Below are 10949 nucleotides of genomic sequence, written 5' to 3'. Positions count from 1 at the left end.
GTTATTCCCGGTTAACGGCGACTGCCGCTGTGTGCGTTTTGCCGTAGCCCAATCTCAACAATCGTTTTTGGCGCAAAGCAGAACGGTCCTGGCCGTGCTCCGCCATCCAGAGAGAGCCTTCAATGGCCTCCTGGGTACTGTTGACGGCTACTGCATAGCGATCCGCCTGATATTCCCGGCGGTTTGGGAACCAGAGCAGGGCGCTTTTGGGTACCAGCAAAGCGAGCAGAATAAAGGCCGCGATGGTTTTGGTTTCCGGGACGGTACTGTCCAGAAACACGCCCATGGCGGTCAGGAACAGGACCGAAGTGACGGGATACATATAGTTCAGCGCCGTATGCCCGAAGCGGATATGTCCGAGCTCATGCCCGAGTACATACCGGCGCACGGAAGGCGGGGCATCCTTGGCCAGTTTTCCGGAAATGAGGATATACCGCATGTAACTCCAGGCCCCATAACCCTGCCAGGGCCACCAAGCGGGGAGCATCATCAATTTGGGGTGGATGTGCCGAAAAACCCGACGCCAGCCTTTCAGTTCCGTCAGGGACACATCGGAACGGACCATTTTGTCCAGGTCGTTTTTCCATTCGGCAAATGTAGCCTGGTTTTCGGTGGAGTGGCTTGAGGTCAGGGCAAACCGCATGGCCCGACTGCCTACCCCAAACATATACACAATGCCGCCAACGACGAAAGCAATGCCGCCGACAACAATGACGACATAATCTTCCAGGTCCTTAAAAATCTCATCCAAGATCCCATCCCATGGCATGCCATTACCAGAAGAAGAGGGGATTGGCGCGCTCAATCCGGAACTGCTGGTGTAGTCGGACATTCCTGTTACACCGGATAGGGAGACCTGCCGACCAGAAGCGATATAAGCGATAATATCGACCGCGAATGCGCCAATACAAAAACCCATAATCAATTTGGCGAAAAACGAGAAATGGCCTTTGATTTCACATCGGCTATCCACCATCGCGGTGAAGAGATACACCAGAGCGAGTAGCGGTAACACGATCATTTGTGTAGATGGGCTAAATAGTTCCATGATGGCCTTCCTGAACAGTAAGTATGGATTGCTGATTCAGGAGAATAATGGGTGCAGCGTGATTATGGTGTGGCATTAAACGGCTTTTTTCTGGTTTTTTCTGAAAGTAGAAATTCCAAAACCGATCAAGAGATCAAATTGATCCCCGTTCTTGCGGGAACGCATGCGTTTTTTGGGTATCTAAATGTTGTGCTGGATATATCCACGCGGCACGCGCCTTAAAAGTTTAGATTCGTGGTTGACGCCCGTATCTGTAGCACTGGCGACAGATCAGCTACTTGATGCGCGCTACCGATTTGTGGTTACCGTTTTATGGTTTTCATATGTCACTATATGCGAGACGGACGATTGACATCTTTTATTTAAGGTTTTGAGTTCATACACAGAACCAGCGATAAAGCCGCTAAAAATTGCCACTATGATGAGCATCATTATTAATGCTATCTTCATTGAATTTCTCCTTGTTGGAATCATCATTACGCAAATTTTCCTAGAAAAGTGAAGGGTCCGATTCAGGAGAATAGGGGGTAAATCCGGCGGTCTGTTCGTCAATAACGGGTTTTTTTTCTGGCTTTTCCTGAAAGTAGTACGTCGAAAAACGATCAAGAGATCAAATTGATCCCCGCTTGCGCAACGAAACGCCAATCCCTGGAGACACGTTTTGGCCCGCAAATCCTTCAGGCTTCGGGAATGGCAATGCTTTGATATCGGTAGGTCTGGCTTTGCGGATCCATGCCCTGAATTTCCATAATGGCGCTGATGGCTCTTTTGCCCTCGGCGTTCAGACGCATTTGGATGACGTAATGAATGGCTTGGGAAACCGTTTGCCGGATAGCGCTGTGTGGCCAGGGAACGCCGGAGCGCAAGACCAGCGTTTCCAGCCGTTCCAATGCCTCGATGGGGCTGTTGGCATGAATGGAGGTCATGGAGCCATCGTGTCCGGTATTGCAGGCGTCCAGCATATCAAGGGCTTCGGCTCCACGCACTTCACCGACCACGATACGGTCAGGTCGGTAGCGCAGACATTGCTTAATGAGCATCTTGGCATCAATGCCGAGTGATTCACTGGTTATGAAGCGCACACAGTTATCGGTGGTGGGTTCCAGTTCTGGGGAATCTTCAATGGTGATTAACCGTTCATGCGGCGGAATACAGGAAAGGAGGGCATTCAGGAACGTGGTTTTTCCGCTGGAGGTACCGCCGGCCACCAAAATGGTTTTGCGTTGTTCAACAATGGTACGCAGAAACTGGAGGAGTTCCGCTCGCGTTCGCGGAGCCGGGATAACCAGTTCCTCTCTGGGGCTGGCCGATTGGGCATATTCCTCCAGAGGCACATGGATGCGCACCTTGCGGCGGATGGACAGACTGATGCCCTTCATGGACGTGGGCGGCAGTGTGGCGGCAATGCGCAGGCCCCAGTGATACACGGTTAAAATAGCCCCTTCACCACCGATGTTACGGGCCATGGCCGCGAGACGTACCGTGAGGTTTTCGAGTTTTTCCGGTGGAGTGATCCGCAGGTCCAAGCGTTGCATTTTCCCATACTGTTCCATCCAGATATCGTCCGGTGTGTTAATCATGATTTCTGCTACACCATCGACGGGGGGTTCCCCGTGCAATCCGGGTAATCCCAGGTAGGGTAATAGCTCGCCTAAATAGATGCGCAAAAGTGCCTCGCGGTCTTCTGCTTCGCTTTGTGATGCTGAACTGCTGGAAAAGGGCGTGAGACTCAAAAATCTATCCTCGCTGCATGGCATTTATAAAGCATGCGCCCGATCTAGGGTGTTTAGGTAAGAAAAAAACCGGCTTTTTGGCGTTTTGTTGGGAAGTTATCGGTCCGGTGTCCTGCCCGCTGAGCGATGATGAGGACGATCCACTTTTCGAATAAACGCTAAAAAAGCGGTTTATTGTGCGCAAAAACCGATCATCCATGTGCCAGTCTATTGCGCAGAGAGTTCAGGCCAGAGGATTTACGACGGAATATGACCAAAAAATTTTGTGTCAAAAAGGGCGTGGTAATCTGTTTATAAGGTCATTGGAACAAGGAATCGAACCATGTTAACCGGAAGATCAATACAACGCTGGATATGCGCCGCGTTAAAGTTCGAGGGAGCACCGACCACCGTCGAACGATTAAGCCGGCTCATTCCTGCCCACCCAGAACCCCATCATGTTTCACAGCAGGTTTATGTGCTCAAGCGTAGAGGAATTGTCGAAAAGTTAGGAACAGGTGCACGTGGAAAACCGGTTTGGAAGCTGGTGGACCATGCTTTTGTCGCTTCAGATGATTTGTTGGCAATGGTTCAGCAGATTGAACATACCGCGCGTGAACCGGTTGCGCTTTATTCCGATCGGGATGCGGTGCGTACGGAAATCCTGGCGTGTTTAAAGCCACCCGTTTTTGAGACGGATACCAAACCTGTACGCAGTAAGCAGGATATTTTGCGAGCCTGCCCCAGTGCCCGTTCTGAACATGAGGTGTCGCAAATCCTTGCGGAAATGGTCGCCCATGGCCGTGTGATTGGAGAGGGTAGTGGACGAAAGCGCCGCTACTGGATAGGCAAGGAAACGCAAATGGACCTCTTTCACTTGTGTGAGGACGTGTCCCAGGCGGAAATCGAGCAGACCGAAAAAATGTTGCGCATTGTTTTTCGCAAAGGCGTGGTCGCCAAACGCCGGCAGGCTTTTAACGGAGCAGTTCTGGCGAATTACGATCATCGCGGTGGTTTTTTGGAGTTGATTGTCAATAAGGAGGCGTTAAATGTCACGGCATAACCTGCGGTTTGAAGAACGACTGGAACAGGTGAAACAGTACTGTGCGGAGAATGGTACAGGCTGGATTCCGGTGCGTTATGACACGGAACCCAGAACCCGTATGGGATATTGGGCGAATGATGTGCGCTACAAATACAAAAAAGGCGAACTAGCCAAAAACCACGAAGAACAGCTGCGTGCGGTGGGCTTTCGCTTTGAGCGTGCCGGGATGGGTTTTTCCGTGCGGGTCAAAAATCTGAAAACGATTCGGAAATCGCAGGGCGGCAATACTTCTGCGGGTGACGCCGCCCGGTAATGTGCGGCTGCGCTATTTGGTCTTGTTAAAGGATTGGTTATTAAAAATGATGTCAACGGAAGAATGCTCAAGTGGGGTGGATAAGAGGGCACCAAGCCTACCTAAAAAAAACCAAAAAAGATCCTATATCCGGTTTGAAAAACGGTTGGATCAAATTCGGCGATTTTGTGTGGAAAACGGGCATGGCTGGATTCCTGCCCGATATGACACTGAACCAAAAACTGGATTGGGGCATTGGGCGAATTTGATGCGGCACCAAATCAAGCAAGGGAAGTGTGACGCGGAAAGGGATGCCCTGATAGTGGCTGGTTTCTTGTTGGAGCCCCCTCCAGGGGCACCTATTCGCAGCAAAAAACTGGTGAAATTGCGTGAAAAGCCACGAAACAGTTCTGGCAACAACGCCGGCCTATCCAAGCAGTCGTCAATGGATGCGGTGCATACATCGGTACCCGCCGTCTATGGCGGCGAATCAACAGCCGATGGGCTGGTTTTAGTGCCGACGGCTTATGGTGAGGAATTGGCTCAAAGTATTCGCCCTCCTGCAGTGCGACCCGAAGGCTATCCTATAGCTACGGATAGTCTGGATACCCTCATAAAGAATGAATGCCGATTCGGCGCTATTCTGGCAGATCCGCCGTGGAGATACAGCAATACCGTTTCCAACGGGGCTGCAGATCGTCATTACCCCACCATGAGCATGGATGAATTGCGGGGCTTGCCGGTTCCGCAACTGGCTTTGCCCGATGCCTACCTGTTTTTATGGGCCACGGCTCCGCTCTTGCGGGAAGCGTTGGATTTGATGCAGGCATGGGGTTTTGATTACAAGACGCATATGGTCTGGAACAAACCGCGCTTCGGCATGGGCAATTACTGGCGTTCGGCGCATGAACTCTTGTGTCTTGGGATTCGCGGTAAACCTGCGGGCTGGTGTCGCCATGATATTAGTAGCTGGGCGGTCTTTCCGGCTACACGGCACTCTGCCAAGCCGTCTTATTTCCGCGAGATGATTGCTTCCGTAGTCGATGGACCCTATCTGGAAATGTTCGGGCGGGAACAGAACAGTGGTTGGACGACTTTTGGGAATCAGGTACAGCCAACGCTGTTTGCCTGCTTTAACGAAGAGAACACGCACGTTTATTAAAAGGGGGCGAGCATGTCCGAAAAACCCCATCAAATGGCTGGCTTGTCTTACTGGTTCTTTCTGTATTTGATATTGATCGGTATTGAGAATGCCTGGAATGCATCCTGGGTGGCCGATCTGTTTTTAGCTGCCTTATTCGCCCTGTTTTTTATCGAAAAATTTAATCGATTCTGGACCGAGTTTTGGGATCATGCACTTTCTGCATTACTGGCACCCATATGGGATTCTGCCTTGTTGGACCCTGTCCTGGGCAAGGCTGTGCCAGACGAAGCGTTCTGGGCCGTAACCGCCAGAAAATATTGGCAGGCGCATTATATGGTCCGCGAAGACCGCAGGAATAGGTTGTGGGCTATCTGGTTGTGCGCTCTGATTATTGGGCCGTTGCTGATTTTTTCCATTCTTGCGGGAAATATTCCCCTCACACAGATAGCCATAATATCTTACATGCTGAGCGTTTTTGCGGGATGGCTTTTGATGCACACCAAGAGCCTACCCAACCAGGCACAAGCCCTCAGCAATGCGTCCGGTCGTTCATCAGCGGCATTCCGCGCCATCATGACGTCTGCAAACCTATCGCCTGTTTTGCCCATACCCGATTTTGTGCATCCCAAACGACGCGGAAAATTTTTCCTGGAGTTTGTGTATTTTATCGGCGCTTCGGTGCCTGTTGTTTTCTTGTTTTTTTGGCTGGTGGAAGACGTTCCGGTCAGTTGGAACATCGGCTCCATCGCCTTGTTAGTTCTCCAATTTGTCGGGTGCTTATTACTGATTTTTTCCTGGTTAGTCGTTATTATCCGTATGGGATTGCCGTTGGCGAGGTACCAACGAGGCATTGACAGTCCCGAACATCCCTGTGTTTTGGTGTGGCTTGCCGATATGCAAGACGCTATCCACTGAGAGGATAAAAGCAGTAGTGGTCTCAGACTAAAATCAGCGCGCCTGGTTATCCTTTCTGCAGCCTGTGACGTTAGGCGTGCATTCGTTTCTTTATCATGGCGGATTATCCAAAGAAAAGCCCCTGCATCCGTAGATCAGGGGCTTTCGAATTTTAGCAGCGATAGTTTAAGCCGCCTGTTGAGACATATCCGATGTTCCTATTTCAGATGACTGAAAAGACATCTTTCTGAGTTTGCTAAGAATACTGTTATCATCTCGAACAGGACGGAACACATTTTTTTTGCCTACACGCACCAAAGTAAACAGTGCGTGATGTGTCCATTCATGACTTACGGGTTTACCAACATCAGATGCAAGCCAAGCATCTAAGGTGCGAGGAGCGGCCACTACAACTTGTGATTGTTCCTGAAAATATTGAGATCGAAAAAGCCCAAAGTTTGTTTTGCTTAATTGATCGGTATAAGCCACCTCAATTTGAGTAGCGTCCGATTTTTCAGGATCAACGCCCATGATAAGCATTGGCCTTTTTAGAACGAATATAGGCAGTAACCGAATCGCTTGCGTTTGTAATGCCCAAAGCCACGCCAGATGTATCATGGGGTATCTGGCAGACATGGTAATTACAATAATGGATTTATCGGCGCCATTTGCGTGAATTCCTAGAGTGATACCAGCATCGAAAGTGACCCCTGGGTCTGTGTTCTTCCAAGGCCACGATGACTTGCCGATAGTGCTCATTCCTGGGCAGGTGTTATGAGTAATCCCCAAAAGTTCTTCTCGTGAGAAACCGGCCAAAGGATCCATACGATCAGAAGCAAATTCGGGGAACTCTGTGATCGCTTTGCGATGATAACGATGCAGCAATAGTGCAGTTTCCATGTCGATTCGCTCTTCTTCTTCCTGGAAGATGAAGGTACGAAGAGCCGGAAGAGTCGCTGGATTTTTCGTCAATCGCTCCATACAACCGGGGCCGTCACTCATCACCCACCCCAATGGTGCTCTAGATGTATCCGGATTACCCACGACGAAACCCTCTCTGGTTAATTTCATAGTCCACTTCTGAGAAAAACACGCTTGCTACAGTCAAGTAATCACAGGGCGAGTAACTTACGCATGTTTCACAGAAATGACGATGGCAGCCTCCATAAGTTTCCCTATGGTAATCATCATGCGCCGTATCGTAACCTAAAAAACGATTTGTTTTGCGATTGTCACATGCGCCATAAAGAATAAGTGACAACGCATATTTTGTTACAATACCCTCGTCTTCAGCATCCACACACGCCACAATACGTCCCTCAGGATTTCTTTTGTGTGTCGATTTCTTAGCCGAATAAATGCGTTGGCATACCGCAAGTTGCAAACCAGATTCGCATCGGCACCCATCAGTACCCATTAAAACCCCATTCGATCAATCTCAAAGGTAATATGCTATAAGTATAGTCACGGTGACTTGCCTAGGCAATTCCGCTTTCCCAGCCATAGTTTAGTGTTTCGTTTGGTTATGGCGGTCATACGGGCATCACAGCGGATTGCAGACCGCCGGTTTCGCTGCCTCGATGCCCCGCATGGCATAGTCGCCGATCAGCACCTGCCCAGGAATAGCCCCATAAAATCAGGTGAGTGAGGGAAATTAGGCCGATACAGGCCACCTGGTCAGGGCAATGGCCAACCATCGCTGTTGGCGCAGTTCCTGGAAAATGGTCACCGCGCTTCCCCTGAGTAGCGATGTTGGTCCGCCAGTCTGGAAAGGGCGGGGATCAATTTGATCCCGCCGTTCATATCCGCTTCGGCATGTTGCGCATCCAAAGATAACTGAACAGGCCTAGAAAAACGGCCCAGAAAATAATCGCGATGGGTGGAATGGGGATAGGCAGGAAAAATATCAGCAATAACCCATAGGTGATGATTTTACTGGCCCGGTTGCCGATGAAATGTTTTTGCCCACTCTGATACACAAACCGGAACTGGGCCACTTTGCGTTGCACCCAACCATCGTAAGCAGCGGCGATAACCAGCGGGATCAGGGCAATGGCCCAGGTGAAAAAGACCAGCACCCGAAAAATGGCAATATAAAAAATCGCCAGTATGGTGAGTATCCGGCCCCGAGCGGCCCAGGACAGTTTTTCAGTCAGGCTGAGGTCCGCGACCTGATGCGTTGGCGGCGGCGCGGGTGTCATGGCATGGGCCAGTCCGGTTTGAATGAAAACCATGGAGTAAAGGTGGCTGGTCAAGTGAAGTAGGGTTTGCAGCGCGGCTATCCCCATCTCCTGGCGCACCAACAGTTGCTGCAAGTTCTGATAGTAAGCAATGGGTAAACCGGTGCCAAAAATCAGGGCCATAGCAAATTCAAAGCCGATGATGGCAATCATGAATTTGACCGCAGAACGTTCTTCGCTGATAAAGCTCGACATTTATGGATACCCGGGTTGCTGCATGAGGAGTTGCTGGATGAAGGCATGTATCTGTGCAGATCCTTGGTCCGCATTCTTCTCTGTCGTGTCGGGTCCGCGAAGAAAACCGCCAGGACAGGTCCCTCGCCATTCCGGAAAAGGGGTGTGCATCCAATCCCAAATGTTATCGCGGGATGCGGCACAAATGATGGGCTGTTGTTGCAGCCTTCTGGCGGTGTCCTCTATTTCGGACAGAACCGCTTCACGTAACTGTCCATTCCCCAGTCGTGTCCCATGCTCAGAGCAGCGTTCCAGCAGGCAGTAAATTTCCTCTGTTTGCGGGTGCTCCGCATGCAGGCAAGGTAAACCTTCCAGCCGGTTTTGCAGGCGCATGAACCACCACCAGGTATCCGGCCAGACCGCCAGCAGAAATCGGAAGCTCTCCCGATGCGGTAATTTCCGGATGTTTTTGTGCAGGGCCGTAGCGGTACTGGTATGTAGCATGGGTGTTGACTCAATCGGTGACAATGGGAATCCGTCCTTTGATAATGGCGCCGCCCGAAAAATGGGCCATATATTGCAAAGCGGGCAGGCTGGCAAATTCACTTGGCGGGAAAACCTCGGTATCGGTGACCGTCAATCCTTCACTATAACTGCCATTATTCATGTCCATGGGATGGGGACTGATGCCACTACCCATGGTGCTGGTCATGCGCTCCATAGGGATTTTCCCCATTCTTTTCGAGACTTCTTCCTTGGTGTTTTGATCAATAATGCGCAGCACTATGATGTTGTTGGTGTTACCGATGACCATGTTGGCCCGGTCCTTGGAACCATTGAGGCGGGTGGCGATATCGGAAATGGTTTGCGTGGCGAGGAACACACGGAACAAGGCCCCGCCCCCTTTGTTGAGGATCTGGATAACCGGCTGGTTAAGCACTTCGGCCCCTTCATCAATGAATATATTGACGGGTTTGGGGTCCTGATAGTTGTAAATATCCCCTGCAGTCGAAGCCAAATCCGCCAGAATAATGGACCCGATGGCCTGACCTACAGCGGTATCCGAGAGGGTGTCCAATCCAATATACAGAGCCAGCTTCTGGTCTATGGCGCGCTGTGCGGTGAGGATGCGCCCATGGAAGTTCTTGGGATCCGGCGAGAGCAGGGTATCCAGGGGACGGCTGGTGAGCATCGCCAATAACGGGGTGAGCGACAAAATCATCTTACTGAAATGCTCTTTGTCGTGCTCCTGATCCGCAATCAATCCTTCCAGTTCCGGTGATGGGGCCGTCTTGGCGAGCACTTCCCGATAAAACTTTTTGTAGGCCGTCAACTGGCCGGGAATATCCTCAGCTACCTTGCCGGTTTTGCCGGTGAGGTAGGAATGCAGAATTTCCGGTTTGACATTGTTCTGCTGGACGTATTCTTTCAGTACAAGCAGGACAAATTCCGTCGGGTCGGATTCTACCAGAGTGCGCAAAGCTTTAATGGAGGGTCTTTTCCCCAGGATGAGCAGGCCATGAACGAAGTTGTTTATGACGCGCCAACCGAAGCTGATAAAAGGGTCAGAATTGGAGTCCCCTCCGGCAGAGATTAACGCCGCAATGCGAGAGGCGAGACCCGTAGCCCGATTCCAGGACCCCATCACATCTATGGCACAAGAGTCTTCTGGATGGGCGGGATGGAAATAGGCAAAACGTTCTGGCGCGCCAATGCGTTCACAGGCTTTTTGCGCGTTTTCCTTGAGTTCTTTGTCTCCTTTGGGATCGATGATAATGACGGGCTCATCCCGTTCGATGGCCTGACTGATGAGCAGATCGTAAAGACGGGTTTTGCCGGCGCGCGTGGTACCGAGAATCAGGGTTTGACCTTTCAAGGCATCCAGAGGCAGAAAGATGTCTCTTTCCTGACCCAGCGCGTGTATCCAGGCTTTCCCCAGAAATTCGCCTTGATCGTCGGTCTCATAGGCTTTGAGCGGTTCAATCAGCGGGGCGCCGGGTCCCAATAAGTAATACATGCTTTCGGCGGCTTTTTTATTCCAGCGAAAACCGCGCCCGTACCAGACCGCTTGATGCTCGCGGGCGTACTGATAGACCGTATTGGCGCTTTCACGGTCCATGAACCAGAGACCGCCGTTTTGCCGGATATTGAGCAGTTTTTGACGATAGACCTGACCGATTTTATAGCGATTCCAGGAGAAATAACCGGCAACGCCCGCGCTGATGAATAGGGGCGATAAAGGAATCCCTGTCAGCAAACCCAGGGATAGACCACTCAGGCCGGCCGCCGCCCAGGCCGCCGACGCATGCAGTTCATAGGCCGGACGGAAAGGGATTTCGTAAGGAGCGACCTTGGATTGATATTGGGTTTTGCGCTGCAGTAGGGCCATGACAGAATCTC

General features: G+C 50.9%; 11 protein-coding genes. 5 read left to right on the top strand and 6 right to left on the bottom strand.

All coding sequences use genetic code 11. From position 1 onward, the window contains the following. Nucleotide 1: 1 nt before the first annotated feature. Nucleotides 2-1048: a M48 family metalloprotease gene (locus GCD22_RS08890; protein WP_080707810.1), complete on the bottom strand. Its 1047-nt coding sequence runs from the start codon at nt 1046-1048 to the stop codon at nt 2-4. A gap of 51 nt (nt 1049-1099) precedes the next feature. Here GCD22_RS08890 and GCD22_RS08885 point away from each other — a divergent pair, with 51 nt between their 5' ends. Further along, complete coding sequence (locus GCD22_RS08885) at nt 1100-1270, top strand: hypothetical protein (protein ID WP_153940710.1); 171 nt, start codon at nt 1100-1102, stop codon at nt 1268-1270. 455 nt (nt 1271-1725) lie between these two features. Here GCD22_RS08885 and GCD22_RS08880 read toward each other — a convergent pair whose 3' ends face one another. Beyond that, entirely contained in the window at nt 1726-2781 is a 1056-nt protein-coding gene (locus GCD22_RS08880) for a TadA family conjugal transfer-associated ATPase (protein ID WP_170286726.1), read from the bottom strand. 322 nt (nt 2782-3103) lie between these two features. On the opposite strand from GCD22_RS08880, the gene GCD22_RS08875 reads away from it, so the two are divergent. The 4 genes from GCD22_RS08875 (at nt 3104) to GCD22_RS08860 (ending at nt 6156) form a co-directional block, all read left to right on the top strand. Then, nucleotides 3104-3823, top strand: a complete 720-nt coding sequence (locus GCD22_RS08875; protein WP_081576732.1) for a hypothetical protein — start codon at nt 3104-3106, stop codon at nt 3821-3823. Continuing rightward, the gene (locus tag GCD22_RS08870; RefSeq protein ID WP_031572299.1) at nt 3810-4118 is read left to right on the top strand and encodes a helicase associated domain-containing protein; all 309 of its coding nucleotides are present in this window, start codon (nt 3810-3812) and stop codon (nt 4116-4118) included. The genes GCD22_RS08875 and GCD22_RS08870 overlap by 14 nt, the downstream gene beginning before the upstream one ends. 424 nt (nt 4119-4542) lie before the next feature. Continuing rightward, entirely contained in the window at nt 4543-5259 is a 717-nt protein-coding gene (locus tag GCD22_RS08865; protein WP_170286725.1) for an MT-A70 family methyltransferase, read from the top strand. 12 nt (nt 5260-5271) lie between these two features. Continuing rightward, nucleotides 5272-6156 carry a hypothetical protein gene (locus GCD22_RS08860; protein ID WP_031570763.1) on the top strand — a complete coding sequence of 295 codons (885 nt, stop codon included), beginning with the start codon at nt 5272-5274 and terminating at the stop codon, nt 6154-6156. Nucleotides 6157-6321: 165 nt separating this feature from the next. Here GCD22_RS08860 and GCD22_RS08855 read toward each other — a convergent pair whose 3' ends face one another. From GCD22_RS08855 to traD, 4 genes are all read right to left on the bottom strand, one after another. Beyond that, the gene (locus tag GCD22_RS08855; RefSeq protein ID WP_153940709.1) at nt 6322-7137 is read right to left on the bottom strand and encodes a hypothetical protein; all 816 of its coding nucleotides are present in this window, start codon (nt 7135-7137) and stop codon (nt 6322-6324) included. Nucleotides 7138-7934: 797 nt separating this feature from the next. Continuing rightward, on the bottom strand, nt 7935-8570 hold the full coding sequence (locus GCD22_RS08850) for an IncC plasmid conjugative DNA transfer DtrJ family protein (RefSeq protein WP_031570760.1): 636 nt from the start codon (nt 8568-8570) through the stop codon (nt 7935-7937). Beyond that, nucleotides 8571-9053 (bottom strand): hypothetical protein, encoded by a 483-nt coding sequence (locus GCD22_RS08845; RefSeq protein WP_031570759.1) that lies wholly within the window; start codon nt 9051-9053, stop codon nt 8571-8573. Nucleotides 9054-9063: 10 nt separating this feature from the next. Next, nucleotides 9064-10938, bottom strand: a complete 1875-nt coding sequence (gene traD / locus GCD22_RS08840) for a conjugative transfer system coupling protein TraD (RefSeq protein WP_081576730.1) — start codon at nt 10936-10938, stop codon at nt 9064-9066. Between the last annotated feature and the right edge of the window lie 11 nt (nt 10939-10949).

Origin of the sequence: Acidithiobacillus thiooxidans ATCC 19377, from assembly GCF_009662475.1 — a bacterium.
GTDB classification, from domain to species: domain Bacteria; phylum Pseudomonadota; class Gammaproteobacteria; order Acidithiobacillales; family Acidithiobacillaceae; genus Acidithiobacillus; species Acidithiobacillus thiooxidans.
The sequence above is the reverse complement of the archived record's forward strand: the minus strand, read 5'-3'. Positions and strand labels throughout refer to the sequence as shown.